This window comes from Polaribacter sp. YIW18 (genome assembly GCF_057219325.1).
The window spans coordinates 1-16,784 of the sequence record NZ_JBXVVE010000016.1 but is presented as its reverse complement, the minus strand read 5'-3'; the positions used below and the strand labels follow the sequence as shown (position 1 = coordinate 16,784).

Sequence of the window (16,784 nt, the reverse complement as noted above, 5' to 3'; positions counted from 1 at the left end):
GGTTTAAAACTAGAATATTATCAAAAATTACAGCGTTAACAACGGTTCAGTACATCAATAAATTTATATTCGATAGGAATATTAATAATATTAAAATTAGCATTATTTAAAATGCACAACGGGTTTACTGAATACGGTATAGTACAGGATACAAAAGTTTAAATTCAAATTTACTTTTGATTCAAAATTTATTACTAACAGAATAATGAAAGAAATGACACAAAGCTTCAAGTACGTAGATTATTTATGGGACGAAGAAAAAGCAGCAACACTAGGAGATAATCAAGTAGAATTATTTTTATATCGCTCAAATATTTTGGGTGCAGATTTAAGAATAACAAATTATGGAGGGGGAAACACCAGCTGTAAAACAATAGAAAAAGATCCTTTAACTAATGAAGAAGTTGAAGTAATGTGGGTAAAAGGTTCTGGAGGAGATATTGGAACTTTAAAACGTTCTGGGATTGCTGGTTTATATACAGAAAGGCTTCGTGATTTAAAAAATGTTTATCAAGGTTTACATGATGAAGATAGAATGGTTGGTTTATTTAATCATTGTATTTATGACTTAGATAGTAAAGCACCATCTATTGATACGCCTTTACATGGTTTATTGCCATTTGCACACATAGACCACTTACATCCAGATGCTTTAATTGCTGTTGCAGCAGCAAAAGATAGCGAAAAAGTAACCAAAGAAATTTGGGGAGACACAATGGGTTGGGTACCTTGGCAAAAACCAGGATTCGATTTAGGTTTACAATTAGAAAAATGTTTAGCAGATAACCCTGGAATTAGAGGAATTGTTTTAGGTAGTCATGGTTTATTTACTTGGGGAGATACTTCTTTCGAGTGTTATATGAATAGTTTAGAGGTAATTGAAATGGCTTCTGAATATATAGAACAAAAATTAAAAGAGCAAGGTGAAGTTTTTGGTGGTCAAAAAGTAGAAAGTTTACCTAAAGAAGAGCGTTTAGGAAAAGCTGCTCAAATTATGCCTTTATTAAGAGGTTTATGTTCTTCAGAAAATAGAATGATTGGTCATTTTTCTGATTCTGATGTTGTTATGCAATACATCAATAGTAATGACTTAGAAAGATTAGCTCCAATGGGAACCTCTTGTCCAGATCACTTTTTAAGAACTAAAATTCAACCATTAGTTTTAAGTTTAGATAAAAATGAAGATTTATCTAATGCAGACGCTATTTTAGCAAAGTTAGAGCCAGCATTTGAGGCTTATCGTCAAGAATATGTAGATTATTATAAAACTTGTAAAAAAGATAATAGCCCAGCAATACGTGATGCAAATCCAGTAATTATTATTTATCCTGGAGTGGGTATGTTTAGTTTTGCTAAAAACAAGCAAACTACACGTGTAGCAAGTGAGTTTTATATCAATGCAATTAACGTAATGCGAGGTGCAGAAGCTATTACAGAATATACTTCTTTACCAAGACAAGAAGCTTTTGATATTGAATACTGGTTATTAGAAGAAGCAAAGTTACAACGTATGCCAAAAGAAAAACCATTATCAAGAAAAGTAGCTTTAGTTACTGGAGCTGGTGGAGGAATTGGTAAGGCAATTGCAGATAAATTAGCTGCAGAAGGAGCAAATGTAGTATTAACAGATATTAATGAAGATGCCTTAGTAGAGGCTAATGCAACTTACGCTAGAGATGTTTCTTCTTATGCGGTTTGTGATGTAACCAATACAGAATCTATTGCGAGTGCCTATAAAAAAGCAATTATAGAGTTTGGTGGTGTCGATATGATTGTACACAGTGCAGGTTTAGCTATTTCAAAACCTTTAACAGAAACTACAGATAAAGACTGGAATATTTTACAAAACATTTTAGTAAAAGGTCAGTTTGACTTGGCAAAACAATTTGCATTAATCGTTCGTAAACAAGGTTTAGGAGGAGATTATATTGCAATTGCAAGTAAAAACGGCTTGGTTGCAGGACCAAACAACGTTGCTTATGGTACAGCAAAAGCAGCACAACAGCATATGGTACGTTTATTAGCAGCAGAATTAGCTAAAGATAAAGTAAGAGTAAACACAGTAAACCCTGATGGAGTTATTGTAGGAAGTAAAATTTGGGAAGGTGCTTGGGCAGAAGGTAGAGCAAAAGCAAACGGTATTACTGTTGAAGAATTACCTGCTTTTTACGCAAAGAGAAACCTACTCAATGAAATTATAACGCCAGATGATATTGCAAATGGGGTTTTCTCTCTCGTAGGGATTCTAGACAAATCAACAGGAAATATTATAAACGTAGATGGTGGAATGGCTAATGCGTTCGTAAGATAAAAAATAGTAGTAGTTTGTAATTTGAATTAAGAAAACTTCTATAGATAATATTTTATAGAAGTTTTTTTTAATTTACAACAGCCAAAAATAATGAAAATACAACAGGAGAAAATCTCAGATTTCAACAAAAAAGAATTAGAAAATCATAAAAATAATTTTGATTTTTTAGCAAGTAATTTAACTAAGAATGGGCATAATTTAGATACTATACTTTCTAAATTATCAGAATTTCAAGTAGCCATACCAAGTTGGGCTTTAGGGGCTGGTGGTACTCGTTTTGGACGTTTTGGATTCTATGGAGAACCTTCTAATTTAGAAGAGAAAATAGATGATGTAGGAATTTTACATAGTTTAACCCAAACAGCAGGAGCAGTATCTTTACATATTCCTTGGGATATTCCTTCGGATTATGCTGCAATTAAACAAAAAGCAGATGCTTTAAATATAAAGTTTGATGCTGTAAATTCAAATACTTTTCAAGATCAGCTTGGTGCCAAAGAGAGTTATAAATATGGATCACTAAGTAATGTAAGTAAAGCGGTTAGAGAACAAGCCATTCAACATAACCTAGACGTTATAAAGATAGGAGATAAATTAGGTTCTAAGGCATTGACGGTTTGGTTAGCAGATGGATCTTGTTTTCCAGGCCAAAACAACTTTCAAACAGCATTTCAAAATACTCAAGATAGTTTAATTGATATTTATAAAGGTTTACCAGAAGATTGGAAAATGTTGGTTGAATACAAACCTTATGAACCCAATTTTTACAGTACTGTAATACAAGACTGGGGAGCATCTTTAATGTTAGCAAATGGTTGTGGAGAAAAAGCTTATACACTTGTAGATTTAGGACATCACCTACCAAACTCTAATATTGAACAAATCGTCTCTATTTTACAATTAAAAGGTAAACTAGGTGGTTTCCATTTTAATGATAGTAAATATGGTGATGATGATTTAACAGTTGGTAGTATAAAACCATATGCTTTGTTCTTAATTTTTAATGAATTGGTATATGGTATGCAAAACAATCCACAAAATCCGGATTTAGCGTGGATGATTGATGCGAGCCATAACGTAAAAGACCCTTTAGAAGATTTAATTCAATCTTTAGAAGCCATTCAAGAAGCATATGCAAAAGCCTTGTTAATTGATCAAGATGCTTTAAGAGAAGCACAATTAAATAATGATGTTGTAAAATGTCAAGAGATTTTACAGGGAGCATACAGAACAGATGTGAGACCTCTTTTAGAAAAAGCACGTATAAATGCTGGGGCTGTAATTAACCCAATTAATGCATACAGAGCTTTAGGTGTAAGAGAACAATTAATTAAAGAAAGAGGAAAAAATACTGTAGCAACAGGTCTTTAAAAAATATCTAATGAAACAAAAAGTAACTGCGGTTTTTGATATTGGTAAAACAAATAAAAAGTTTTTTTTATTTGATAAAAACTTTACAGAAGTTTATAAAGAATACACTTCTTTTGATGAAATTGAAGATGAAGATGGTCATCCAACAGAAGACATTAATGCACTACAAAATTGGATAAAAAAAGTTTTTCATACGATATTAAAATCAGATAAGTTTAATGTAAAAGCGATTAATTTTTCAACTTACGGAGCAAGTTTTGTCCATTTAGATCAAAATGGAGAAATCCTTACCCCTTTATACAATTACACAAAAGAAATTGACCAAGATATAGTTGAACAATTTTACAATAAACATGGTAATGATCTTGAGCTAATTAGAACAAGTGGTTCATCAAAGTCACCAGGTTTATTAAACTCAGGATTACAATTGTACTGGTTAAAATACAAAAAACCAGAGGTTTTTAAGAAAATAAAATATTCATTACACTTACCTCAATATTTAAGCTATATTTTTTCTGGAGTTCCGTTAAGTGAATTTACAAGTATAGGTTGTCACACAATTTTGTGGAATTACGAAACAAAAGATTACCAAGATTGGGTTTATAAAGAAGGGGTTCACAATATTCTACCACCAATAGTTTCTACAGAAACAAGTTTAAACATGAACTACAATGGTAAAAGAGTTAAAATAGGTGTAGGGATTCATGATAGTTCATCTGCACTATTACCATATGTTAGAAGTGTAAAAAAACCCTTTGTTTTAATATCTACAGGTACTTGGAGTATCGCTTTAAATCCATTTGTTGATACACCATTAACAAATGAAGATGTAAAGGCAGATTGTATAAATTATATGCGAATCAATGGAAAACCAGTTAAATCTTCAAGACTTTTTTTAGGTAATGAATACAAAATTCAAGTAACTAAATTAACAGAAAAATTTGGAGTAGATAAAGACTACCACAAAACAGTAGAATTTAATTATGATGTTTACTTCGAAATCTTACAAGATTTTAACCATTCATTTAAATGGGAGTCTTTTGAGCATAAAAATATGCCAGTAAAAACAAATTATTTATATAACAATTTTGAACACGCTTATCATCATTTGATGGTAGAATTGGTAATGTTACAGGTAGAGAGTGTAAAAAGGATAGCGAATGCAGAAAAAATAGATAGACTATACATAGATGGAGGGTTCTCTGATAATGATATTTATATAAAACTATTGTCTCATTATTTAAGAGGTATGAAGTTAAGAACAACAAAAGCATCTTTAGGTTCTGCTCTAGGTGCAGCAATTGCAATTTCAGACACCAAATTAAATTCAAAATTTCTAAGAAAGAATTACGCATTAAAAAAACACGTGCCTTTTATAGTAAATGATTAAATTTAAATATTTATAACAAAAAATTAAACATACAAACAAATAATAATGTCAAAGGATATAAAATTAATCCACCCAAGAGATCTAATTACAGTATTAATTATAGAGAATGATTCTGTAATAATTACAGGTGATAAATTACTATAAACTTTTGAATATTTAGTAGTTGCAGCGTTTAGTTCAAAATAAATAGTTTTAGGACACTCCCTAGTAAAGATGGTTCCTATTAACGACGAACAAGTAGAAAATTTAAAAAAAAACCTATAATAAAAAAAATATATGGCTTTATCCTTTGATACTAGATACCCTTCTGTAGACGATTTACGTAAACGAGCTCAGAAAAAAATACCAAAATTTGCTTTTGAATATTTAGATGGTGGTTGTAATGAAGATGTGAATTTAGTAAGAAACACATCAGAATTAAGAGAAATACAATTAAAACCTAATTATTTAAGAAACCACCATGGCTCTTCATTAAAAACCAACTTATTTGGTATTGAATATGATGCACCCTTTGGTATAGCTCCTGTAGGTTTGCAAGGTTTAATGTGGCCAAATTCACCAGAAATTTTAGCCAAAGCTGCATTTGAGCATAATATTCCTTTTATACTAAGTACAGTAACAACTACAAGTATAGAAAGAGCTGCAGAATTAACAGAAGGTAAAGCTTGGTTCCAATTATACCATCCAACAGAAGATAAATTAAGAAACGATATTATTAATAGAGCAGCAGCAGCAGAATGCCCAGTTTTGGTCATTTTATGTGATGTACCAAGTTTTGGTTTTAGACCAAGAGATATTAGAAATGGTTTGGCAATGCCTCCAAAAATGAATTTGAGTAACATTTTACAAGCTTTTGGAAGACCGCATTGGAGTTTACAAACCCTAAAACATGGTATTCCTAATTTTGCAAATTTATTACCATACATGCCTAAAAACTTAGATTTAAAACAATTAGGAAAATTCATGGATCAAACTTTTTCAGGAAGGTTAAATGAGGAAAAAATTAAACCTATTAGAGATATGTGGAAAGGAAAATTGGTTATAAAAGGGGTGGCGTCAGAATACGATGCTGAACAAGCTATTAAATTAGGTTTAGACGGAATAATTGTATCAAATCATGGAGGTCGTCAACTAGATGCAGGTGAGTCTACGATAAAACCACTTTCTACAATAGCAGAAAAATATGGAGATCAAATAGAAGTGATGATGGATAGTGGTATTCGCTCAGGACCAGACGTGGCAAGAGCTATGGCTAGTGGAGCTAAGTTTACATTTATGGGACGTTCATTTATGTATGGTGTTTCTGCGCTAGGTAAAAAAGGTGGAGATCATACAATATCCTTATTAAAAGCAGAATTACAACAAGTAATGGAGCAGTTGTGTTGTGAGAAAACTTCAGACTTTCCAGAGCATTTAATCAAATAACATAATAAATTACCTACATAATTCTTTCTGCATAATTACAAATTTACTCGCTAAAAATAACCTCTGATACAATTAAAGGGTTTATGGCTAAATCTAATTTAGATTAGCATAAATAATTTCTAGATACTTTTGTAATCTTTTCAAATGCTGTAGTTATTACTTTTTGAAAGCTACTAATAGTGGTTAGTATTTTGTTGTAACGTATGAAAATAGAGGGTATTTTAAAGCTATTCAAGTTTTTTATATAGGTTAGAAATAATTGGTGTAGTTGGTGCAAATGGTCAACATGGTACGGAAGAGTACTTACATACTAAATAATTTACGCAAAATACTATTTTAGGACGTGACATAGCATCAAATAAAAAAACTTCGATCAATTTTTTAACGGAGTTTTTATAAAGAAACATATTAACTTAAAAGAATAATTAATTTTATTTCTCTATTAGGATAATGTATTGGTAACTAAAACTGTATTGTTTTAAAGAGATATTAAAATAGAAATATTTCTTTTATCTTTCATATTTACAAGTAAATACAATCGTAATCAGAAATTATTTTAATATTTTAGTGATATATAAAACCATACAGTGCAGGACACATAATCTTTGTTGATATTATATTTTCGTTTATTTGACATGTGTCAAAAACTTTAACAAGTTAGACTAAACAAGCAATAACAATCTTTAATAAATAAATAAACTAATTAATTATGTCTGAAAATCATGAAGGGGAATTAACTCTAGAAAGAAATGATGGAGGAGAATTTGAAAGAACTCCTGTTCCAAGTTCGAAACTTAAAGGATGGAAATCTTTTTTAGGTATGTATGCAGGTGAACATGCAGCAGGCACCGAATTTATGATTGGACCCTTGTTTTTGGCTGCAGGTGCAAGTTTAAAAGATTTATTAATAGGATTATTTATTGGTAACGTTTTAGCGATTCTTACTTGGAGGTTTATTGTAGCACCCATAGCTGTATCTAAAAAACTAACATTATACTATCAATTAGAAAAAATTGCAGGAAAACACTTAGTAAAAGTGTATAATCTGGTTAACGGGGTGCTTTTTTGCTTTTTAGCTGGTGCTATGATTACGGTTTCAGCAAGTGCAGTAGGTATTCCTTTTGATATTAATTTTACTGTACCAAAAGGTATCTTCGGATTAAGCACACCTTCTTTTTCAATGATTGTAATTATTGTAGGTGTTGTAATGACAATTGTAGCTGCAGCCGGGTACAATACAGTTTCTAAATTTGCTAATATTGCTGCACCTTGGATGATTGTTGTCTTTGCAGCTTGTGGTATATCTGCATTAACTCAAATGGAGGTTACTTCATGGGGTAGCTTATTAACAGAATGGGATAATGGTGTAAATGTGGTACAATCTGTTAGCGGGAAAGTAGATTTTGGTTTTTGGAAAATTGTAATTTTTTCCTGGTTGTGTAATGCAGCAATGCATTTTGGAATGGCAGATTTATCTATCATGCGTTTTGCAAAAGATTCACGTGCTGGTTGGGGGCCTTCAATAGGAATGTTTTTAGGTCATTATATGGCTTGGATCTGTGCTTCTTTTATGTTGGCTGCTCAAATAAAACTAACAGGAGATATTTCAGCAAATCCAGGTGCTTTAGCTTGGAGTGCTGTTGGATGGACTGGGATTATTTGTGTTATTGTTGCAGGTTGGACTACCGCTAATCCAACTATTTACAGAGCAGGTTTAGCTTTTCAAAGCTTATTTCCTTTAAAAGCAAAATCTTATTCAGGAGTAATTTTAGCTGGTTTAGTAGCAACAGCAGCAGGGATATTCCCTGCTCTTTCAGCAAAACTTCTTGATTTTGTAGGTTTATACGGAACAATCTTGGGACCTATGGGTGGTGTGATTTTCGTGAACCATTATCTTGCAAAGAAGATGAATTTTACACAAAACTACGCAGATGAAAAAGGATCAAGTTTTAATATGGCTGTTTTATTAGCTTGGGTTATTCCTGTAGCTTTAGGGTTGTATTTTATTTTTGGAGAGCAACAGTTATTTGCTGCATACGCAGTTATACCTTGTTGGATTGCTTCAAGCTTATTGTACGTTATTATTATGAAATTTCAAAAATCTTAAAAATATGAAAATGCTAAAATTAATAAGTACTTTATCAATAGGTGTTTTAATACTGTTAGCTAGTATATTTTTATTCTTAGGAATATTAGATGCAACTAAAGTTAATATCTCTATGTTAATTGGTACAATTATATGGTTTATAGTTACACCTTTGTGGATGAAAGAAGAGTGATAATTAAACACGTATTAGAATAGTATTCGAACTAAAATAATAGAATTAAAGAGAAAGTATTTTAGAATAAGATTTTAATAGGTTTTTCTACCTTATTTGACAAAGTAAGATATATGCCTCTTGTGTTTCATTTTTACTATATATAATTCCTGTTTTATTGTTATAAACAGATTTTTTTTCAATTAGTAAAATTAAATAAATGTTTAAATAGTAGTTATAAAGTTGTTTTTATTCAAAAAAGTAAAAGATTCTACTGTAATTATATTTTTAATTATTAGCCGTTCATTAGAATTCACAAAAGGTAAAAAAAAAGAAGGTGAAAAAAATTAAAACCTGAGTTTGATTAATGAAAAGTCAACTAATTAGCCTTTACAGTTTGATATTTTATAGAGATTTTTTTTGTAAAAAACTATATGTAATGATGATTGCAACGATATTTGACAGAAAGTTAGTAAAGCTTCTATGTCAAGAATTTTCGATTTACATAATCAAAGAGTAATCACATTGGATGATATTGGTCTTGGTCAAACAGATCTAAACCCAAACCAAGTGTCACAAATTCAATCAGAAACCATACCAACAAAACTAGATATTCCACGTTTTTGCTTTACATAAAATATAATAGATGATTTTTGTGATCAAATAAGTGCACCAAAATTTTAATCTAGGAAGTTTAAAATCAACAACAAGATATTTATAACACTTTTTTTGGTGTTATTTCTTGTTTAGGCCAATAGTGGGCAAATTGTGCCACCACGAGATTTGCTTATAATGTAGGCTTGTTGTTTTAGTTGGCATTAGGATTATTTATGGTATTCAAAAAATTAAGTAGTAATTTTTAATCCCTTATGGTAAGTCTACTTACATATTTTCCAATTACATCAAACTCTAAGTTTACAACATCATTTTCTGATAATGTTTTAAAACATGTATTTTCTAATGTGTAAGGTATAATTGCTACACTAAAAGAGTTTTCTTTAGAGTTTACAACGGTTAAACTAACACCATTTACAGTTATAGAGCCTTTTTCTATTGTTATGTTATTGTTTGCAGAATGATAGTTAAATGTAAAAACAGTACTTCCATTTTCATTTTTAATATGGGTGCAAATACCCGTTTCATCTACATGACCCTGTACAATATGGCCATCTAATCTATCACCAAGTTTCATAGCACGTTCTAAATTTACCATAGAAGAAACTTTAAGATTACCAATATTTGTTTTGTCTAAAGTTTCTTTAATAGCAGTAACGGTGTACTCATCATTATTTATAGCTACTACAGTCAAGCAAACACCATTATGCGCTACACTTTGGTCTACTTTTAGCTCGTTAGTAATGCTACTTTTAATGGTGATGTGTAAATTATCTAGTTCTTTAACAACTTTTGTTACAATACCAAGTGTTTCTATAATTCCCGTAAACATTTCTATAAATTTAGTTACTTTTGTAGTATTGCAAATTTAAGCATATTATAAGAGTTATGGCAGACAAAACAGATAAAATAATTGTAGGGATTTCTATTGGAGATTTAAATGGAATAGGTGTAGAGGTTATTTTAAAAACATTTTCAGATAAGAGAATGTTAGATTTTTGTACACCAGTATTATTTGGGGCAACAAAAGTAGTTTCTTACCATAAAAAAGCATTAAAAACAGAAGTTCCTGTGCATGGTATTACCTCTGTAAACCAAATAAACCACAACAAAATTAACATCTTAAATATATGGAAAGAAGAGGTCTCTATAGAGCTGGGAAAACCTACAGAGACATCTGGTAAGTACGCGGCAAAATCTTTAGAAAGCGCTTTAAGTCACTTAAAAGAAGGTACTGTAGATGTTTTGTTAACAGCACCAATAAACAAAGAAAATATACAGTCAGAAAATTTTAATTTTCCCGGGCATACAGAATATTTAGAAGCTGGTTTAGAAGGTAAAAGTTTAATGATTTTAATGACAGACCAGTTGCGTATAGGTTTAATTACAGGACACATACCAATTGCAAAAATTGCAGCAACTTTAACCCCAGAGTTAATTACCGAAAAAGTAGAAACCATGTATACTTCTTTAATAGAAGATTTTGGTATCAATAAACCCAGAATTGCAGTTTTAGGTTTAAATCCACATTGTGGTGATAATGGTGTAATAGGTAAAGAAGATGATGACATTATAAGACCTACAATACAACAAATAAAAGAAACAGGAAAGCTTGTTTTTGGGCCCTATGCAGCAGATGGTTTCTTTGGTTCAGAAACCTACAAACAATTTGATGGTGTTTTAGCAACCTATCATGATCAAGGTTTAGCCCCTTTTAAAGCATTGTCATTTGGCAATGGTGTAAATTTTACGGCAGGTTTACATAAAATTAGAACATCCCCAGATCATGGAACAGGGTATGATATTGCAGGTAAAAACCAAGCAAATCCATCTTCTTTTAAAGAAGCTTTATTTACCGCGATTAAAATTTTTAAAACAAGAAAAGAATACAAAGAACTTACTAAAAACCCACTGTTAGTAAAGTAAAAATAAAATATTTTCTTTTTTTTAAAGAAAACAGTGTATAAAAACATTTTTTTATATCTTTGCACGCTCAATTGATGTTTGATAATGAAAGACTTGAAAGAATTCAACATACCGTTTGTAGGATTAAAAGAAGGAAAGCATTTATTTGAATATGCAATTAGTAATACGTTCTTTACGTTTTTTAATTTTGATGAATTTAAAAGTACTGATATTCAGGTAACTTTAGAATTTATTAAAAAAAGCACATTATTTGAGCTTGTTTTTAATACAAAAGGTACCGTAGAAATACCTTGCGATGTTACAAACGAGTTATACAACCAAGAAATAACAGCTCAATTACCATTAGTTGTTAAGTTTGGGCCAGAATATAATGATGATAATGAGGAAATTTTAATACTTCCACATGAAGCGTATCAATTTAATATAGCACAATTTATTTATGAAATGATTGTGTTGGCGGTTCCTAACAAAAGAGTGCATCCAAAAGTAGTAGACGGCACAATGAAGTCTGAAGCCCTAGAAAAGTTAAAAGAACTAGAAATAAAAAAAGAAAAAACTGTAGAAACTACAGACCCAAGGTGGGATAAATTAAAGAATTTAATAACAGAAAAAAAGACATAAAATGGCACATCCTAAAAGAAAAATATCTAAAACAAGAAGAGATAAAAGGAGAACACATTATAAGGCATCTGCGCAACAAATTGCAACAGACCCAACAACGGGTGAAGCACACTTATACCATAGAGCTCACTGGCACGAAGGTAAATTATACTACAGAGGTCAAGTAGTATTAGAAGCTGTTTCTGCAGAAGCTTAAAAATTTTCAAATTTTTAAAAAAACCCTCATTTTTGAGGGTTTTTTGTGTTTTTATGCCAAATTTTACCGTTTTTGATAAATTTTAATTCAAAAAGTAAAATAAATTTCATTTCTTTGAACTTCCTTAACATTTGGAAAACAAATAACTATTATGACAAAAATCACTGCAGCAATTTCAGCAGTAGGAAAATATGTTCCTGACTATATACTAACAAATAAAGAGTTAGAAACCTATGTAGATACAAACGATGAGTGGATAACTACTAGAACAGGAATCAAAGAAAGAAGAATCTTAAAAGGAGAAGGATTAGGTACTTCATATATGGCCATAAAAGCCTCAGAAGATTTGATAAAAAAAGCTCATCTAGATCCTAAAGAAATAGATCTGGTTATTGTAGCTACAGCAACACCAGATTTACAAGTAGCCTCTACAGCAGCCTATGTTGCTTCAGAAATTGGTGCTACCAACGCATTTGGTTACGATTTGCAAGCAGCATGTTCTAGTTTTTTATACGGCATGTCTACAGCAGCAAGTTATATAGCTTCTGGTAGATACAAAAAAGTACTGCTAATTGGTGCAGATAAAATGTCTTCTATTATAGATTATTCAGACAGAGCCACCTGTATTATTTTTGGTGATGGCGCAGGTGCAGCTTTATTTGAACCAAATTTAGAAAACTTAGGCTTACAAGATGAGTACCTAAGAAGCGATGGAGTAGGTAGAGATTTTCTAAGAATAGAAGCAGGAGGATCTATGATGCCAACAACTTTAGAAACCGTTCAACAAAAAAAACACTTTGTATATCAAGAAGGTAAAACCGTATTTAAATATGCGGTTTCTAATATGGCAGATGTAGCAGAAAAAATGCTTACTAGAAACAATTTGTCAGAAAGCGATATACAATGGTTAGTTGCACATCAAGCAAATAAAAGAATTATAGAAGCAACCGCTAATAGAGTTGGTGTTGCTGCAGAAAAAGTAATGATGAACATTCATAGATATGGTAACACAACCTCTGCAACTTTACCGTTATTATTAGCAGACTATGAAAAAGAATTAAAAAAAGGAGATAATTTAATTTTTGCCGCATTTGGTGGTGGTTTCACTTGGGGAGCTGCATATCTTAAATGGGCGTACAATTCATAAAAAAACAAACAACTAAACAATAGGAAAAATGGATATTAAAGAAATTCAAAATCTTATAAAATTTGTAGCAAAATCTGGCGCAAGCGAGGTAAAACTAGAAATGGAAGATGTAAAAATTACTATTAGAACAGGATCTGAAAAAACAGAAACTACTATTGTGCAAGCCGCACCAATGCAAGGAGCACCACAAATGGCAGCACCTTTAGCACCCCAACAGCCAGTTGCAGAAGCACCTGTAGCACCAGCTAAAGAAACAGAAGACAATTCTAATTTAATTACAATTAAATCTCCAATTATTGGTACTTTCTACAGAAAACCATCTCCAGACAAACCAAACTTTGTAGAAGTTGGTGCAGAAATTGGGGTTGGAGATACAGTGTGTGTGATAGAAGCTATGAAATTATTTAACGAGATAGAATCTGAGGTTTCAGGTAAAATTGTTAAAGTTTTAGTAGACGATTCTTCTCCAGTAGAATTTGATCAGCCATTATTTTTAGTAGATCCATCATAATAAAGAGTATCGGTTTTTAGAGTTCAGATTTTAGATTTTCTAACTCACAACTCATAACTCATCATTTAAAACTCTTAAATTATGTTTAAAAAAATATTAATTGCCAATAGAGGGGAAATAGCACTACGTGTTATTAGAACCTGTAAAGAAATGGGTATAAAAACGGTTGCGGTATACTCTACTGCAGACGAAGAAAGCCTACATGTAAGATTTGCAGATGAAGCAGTTTGTATAGGACCTGCGCCAAGTGCTGAGTCTTATTTAAAAATGTCAAATATTATTGCAGCTGCAGAAATAACAAATGCAGATGCCATTCATCCTGGGTATGGTTTTTTATCTGAAAACGCAAAATTTTCTAGACTTTGCGAAGAACATCACATAAAATTTATTGGTGCTACCGGAGAAATGATAGACCAAATGGGAGACAAAGCAAATGCGAAAGCTACCATGAAAGCAGCGGGTGTACCTTGTGTGCCCGGTAGTGAGGGGGTTATAGAAAGCTTTGAAGAATGTGAAAAGTTAGCTGTAGAAACGGGCTATCCTGTTATGTTAAAAGCATCTGCAGGTGGTGGTGGTAAAGGGATGCGTGCTGTTTGGAAACCAGAAGATTTAAAAGAAGCTTGGGACTCTGCAAGACAAGAATCTAAAGCAGCTTTTGGAAATGATGATATGTATATGGAAAAGCTCATAGAAGAGCCAAGGCATATAGAAATTCAAATTATTGGAGATTCTTTCGGAAAAGCATGCCACTTATCAGAAAGAGATTGTTCTGTTCAAAGACGTCACCAAAAATTAACAGAAGAAACTCCCTCTCCCTTTATGACAGATACATTGAGAGAAGAGATGGGTAATGCCGCTGTAAAAGCAGCAGAATATATAAAATACGAAGGAGCAGGTACTGTAGAGTTTTTGGTAGATAAACACAGAAACTTCTATTTTATGGAGATGAATACACGTATTCAAGTAGAGCACCCAATTACAGAAGAAGTTGTAAACTACGATTTAATTAGAGAACAAATTTTGGTGGCTGCTGGTGTACCAATTTCTGGTAAAAACTACTATCCACAATTGCACTCTATAGAATGTAGAATTAATGCAGAAGACCCATATAATGGTTTTAGACCTGCACCTGGTAAAATTACCACTTTACACACTCCTGGTGGTCATGGAGTAAGAATGGATACACATGTGTATGCAGGTTATATGATACCACCAAACTACGATTCTATGATTGCAAAATTAATTGTAACAGCGCAAACAAGAGAAGAAGCAATTAATAAAATGAAAAGAGCTTTAGATGAATTTGTAATTGAAGGTGTAAAAACAACGATTCCTTTTCACAGACAATTAATGGATCATCCAGATTATGTTGCTGGAAACTACACAACAAAATTTATGGAAGAATTTACAATGGAGTAAATTTTTAGAAGGATAAAAAAAGAGAATACATTTTGTATTCTCTTTTTTTTATTTAAAATTGTAGATACCTGGTTAAAATAAAATCTTTTAGTAGTAATATGCAACCCGTACCTAATGGACATAGAACAGAAATAGTTATATCTTTAGAACATCAAATGAAGCGACCAATAAAACTTTAATATGTTAGAAAAACCAAATTTAAATTATATTAAAGATATTTCTGAAGGTGATAAAAATTTTGAAAATAACTTACTATTATCTTTAAAAACAGAGTTTCCTAAAGAATATGAAATTTTAAAAAATAATTTTAAGCAACAAAATTACCTTAAAGTAGCTTTAAATTTGCATAAATTAAAACATAAAATAAGTATACTAGGCATGCCACTAGCTTTTGAGGTAGCCTCTGATTTTGAACAAGATATAAAAAAAGGCCATACAGAACAATATAAAACTTTACTTGTGGTTTTAGATAAAATTAATGTATATTTATCCTCTATATAGCCCCTACCAAATATTATGACTTGTATTATTATTGATGATGATGAATCTTCAAGATTAATCATAAAGCAGCTATGTAAAAAATATTCATTAACTGTTAAGAAAGAGTTTTCTTCTGCAATAGAGGCTATTAAATATTTAAATACCAACAAAGTAGCCTTAGTTTTTTTAGATATTCATCTGCCTACATTTTCTGGTTTCGATTTTATTAAAACCATTAATAATTCACCAAAAATAATTATTACTACCTCAGATAAAAACTATGCATTAGAGGCTTTTGAATATAAAAGTGTTATCGATTATTTAGTAAAACCAATAACTCAAGATAGATTTAAAAAATCTCTAGAAAAAATAAAAGCAAATACGGTTAAAATTTCAAAAAATAAAATCCATCTACAGAAAGAAAATTTTATTTTTATAAATGTAGAAAAAAGGCTTACTAAAATTTTGATTTCAGATATTTTACTGATTGAAGCAAAAGGAGATTACATCAATATTAAAACCGATGAAAAAAATTATACCGTATATGCTACACTCAAAAAAATTAAAGTTAAATTACCAGAAAGTTTATTTTTAAGAATTCACAGATCCTTTATTATCAACACTTCAGAAATTATAGATATAGAAGATAATAGTGTTTTAATTAGAAAGCATGTTGTTCCTGTTAGTAAAACTTATAAATCAGAATTAATCAATAGATTAAACTTATTATAGTAACTTATCGTGTAAAAAGTATCTTTTATCTTGTTTTTTACTGTTTATATCGAAATTTATAAAACGCTAATCTATTTAATCATACTTTTACCAATAAAACGAATATTAAATTAATCACATAAATATTATAAAGAAATCGATCGTAAGTTGGGGGACTTATTGATTGTACGAAAAAGTCAAAATTAATTTTTTGACTTTTTTTGGATTAGATTTTTCATTGTTAAATTCTTTTTCCAGACATAGCCAAAACCTTTTTTACCTGAGTTCGATTAATATTTAGATAGATTTTATTAGTAAAGAAGATAGATTTTTAGTAAATTAAGGCTCTGAATATCAATTTATTAATCTAAAAATCTATCTATGATAATCTACTCTAAAATTA

General features: G+C 30.8%; 15 protein-coding genes and 2 pseudogenes. 15 read left to right on the top strand and 2 right to left on the bottom strand.

What is annotated here, in order from left to right; genetic code table 11:
• The 6 genes and pseudogenes from AC2D6T_RS11790 to AC2D6T_RS11765 form a co-directional block, all read left to right on the top strand.
• Positions 1-110: pseudogene (locus AC2D6T_RS11790) on the top strand (IS982 family transposase); the annotation flags it as partial.
• A gap of 104 nt (positions 111-214) precedes the next feature.
• On the top strand, positions 215-2,311 hold the full coding sequence (locus AC2D6T_RS11785) for a bifunctional aldolase/short-chain dehydrogenase (protein ID WP_484681620.1): 2,097 nt from the start codon (positions 215-217) through the stop codon (positions 2,309-2,311).
• A 90-nt stretch (positions 2,312-2,401) separates the two neighbouring features.
• A complete protein-coding gene (locus AC2D6T_RS11780; protein WP_484681619.1) occupies positions 2,402-3,682 on the top strand; it encodes a sugar isomerase in 1,281 nt (426 codons plus the stop codon).
• Positions 3,683-3,692: 10 nt separating this feature from the next.
• Entirely contained in the window at positions 3,693-5,072 is a 1,380-nt protein-coding gene (locus AC2D6T_RS11775) for an FGGY-family carbohydrate kinase (protein WP_298945811.1), read from the top strand.
• A 276-nt stretch (positions 5,073-5,348) separates the two neighbouring features.
• Positions 5,349-6,497: an alpha-hydroxy acid oxidase gene (locus AC2D6T_RS11770; RefSeq protein WP_298945808.1), complete on the top strand. Its 1,149-nt coding sequence runs from the start codon at positions 5,349-5,351 to the stop codon at positions 6,495-6,497.
• A 709-nt stretch (positions 6,498-7,206) separates the two neighbouring features.
• The gene (locus tag AC2D6T_RS11765) at positions 7,207-8,604 is read left to right on the top strand and encodes a purine-cytosine permease family protein (RefSeq protein ID WP_484681618.1); all 1,398 of its coding nucleotides are present in this window, start codon (positions 7,207-7,209) and stop codon (positions 8,602-8,604) included.
• Positions 8,605-9,134: 530 nt separating this feature from the next.
• On the opposite strand, the pseudogene AC2D6T_RS11760 reads toward AC2D6T_RS11765, so the two are convergent.
• Positions 9,135-9,241 (bottom strand): annotated as a pseudogene (locus AC2D6T_RS11760) (IS982 family transposase); the annotation flags it as partial.
• On the opposite strand from AC2D6T_RS11760, the gene AC2D6T_RS11755 reads away from it, so the two are divergent.
• Complete coding sequence (locus AC2D6T_RS11755) at positions 9,239-9,391, top strand: hypothetical protein (RefSeq protein ID WP_298945804.1); 153 nt, start codon at positions 9,239-9,241, stop codon at positions 9,389-9,391. The pseudogene AC2D6T_RS11760 and the gene AC2D6T_RS11755 sit on opposite strands and share 3 nt — an antisense overlap.
• A 223-nt stretch (positions 9,392-9,614) precedes the next feature.
• On the opposite strand, the gene AC2D6T_RS11750 is transcribed toward AC2D6T_RS11755, so the two are convergent.
• Complete coding sequence (locus tag AC2D6T_RS11750) at positions 9,615-10,202, bottom strand: riboflavin synthase (RefSeq protein ID WP_484681617.1); 588 nt, start codon at positions 10,200-10,202, stop codon at positions 9,615-9,617.
• Between the two features lie 56 nt (positions 10,203-10,258).
• Here AC2D6T_RS11750 and pdxA point away from each other — a divergent pair, with 56 nt between their 5' ends.
• The 8 genes from pdxA (at position 10,259) to AC2D6T_RS11710 (ending at position 16,402) form a co-directional block, all read left to right on the top strand.
• Positions 10,259-11,296 (top strand): 4-hydroxythreonine-4-phosphate dehydrogenase PdxA, encoded by a 1,038-nt coding sequence (gene pdxA / locus AC2D6T_RS11745; RefSeq protein WP_484681616.1) that lies wholly within the window; start codon positions 10,259-10,261, stop codon positions 11,294-11,296.
• 84 nt (positions 11,297-11,380) lie between these two features.
• The gene (locus tag AC2D6T_RS11740) at positions 11,381-11,917 is read left to right on the top strand and encodes a YceD family protein (RefSeq protein WP_484681615.1); all 537 of its coding nucleotides are present in this window, start codon (positions 11,381-11,383) and stop codon (positions 11,915-11,917) included.
• Position 11,918: 1 nt separating this feature from the next.
• Positions 11,919-12,113: a 50S ribosomal protein L32 gene (rpmF, locus tag AC2D6T_RS11735; protein WP_298945797.1), complete on the top strand. Its 195-nt coding sequence runs from the start codon at positions 11,919-11,921 to the stop codon at positions 12,111-12,113.
• A 151-nt stretch (positions 12,114-12,264) separates the two neighbouring features.
• On the top strand, positions 12,265-13,260 hold the full coding sequence (locus AC2D6T_RS11730; protein WP_298945795.1) for a beta-ketoacyl-ACP synthase III: 996 nt from the start codon (positions 12,265-12,267) through the stop codon (positions 13,258-13,260).
• 28 nt (positions 13,261-13,288) lie between these two features.
• Positions 13,289-13,771 carry an acetyl-CoA carboxylase biotin carboxyl carrier protein gene (accB, locus tag AC2D6T_RS11725; protein WP_298945793.1) on the top strand — a complete coding sequence of 161 codons (483 nt, stop codon included), beginning with the start codon at positions 13,289-13,291 and terminating at the stop codon, positions 13,769-13,771.
• 81 nt (positions 13,772-13,852) lie between these two features.
• Positions 13,853-15,190, top strand: coding sequence for an acetyl-CoA carboxylase biotin carboxylase subunit (accC, locus tag AC2D6T_RS11720; protein ID WP_484681614.1), 1,338 nt, complete (start codon positions 13,853-13,855; stop codon positions 15,188-15,190).
• A gap of 180 nt (positions 15,191-15,370) precedes the next feature.
• Entirely contained in the window at positions 15,371-15,691 is a 321-nt protein-coding gene (locus tag AC2D6T_RS11715) for an Hpt domain-containing protein (RefSeq protein WP_484681613.1), read from the top strand.
• A gap of 15 nt (positions 15,692-15,706) precedes the next feature.
• A complete protein-coding gene (locus AC2D6T_RS11710) occupies positions 15,707-16,402 on the top strand; it encodes a LytR/AlgR family response regulator transcription factor (protein WP_484681612.1) in 696 nt (231 codons plus the stop codon).
• Positions 16,403-16,784 lie beyond the last annotated feature (382 nt).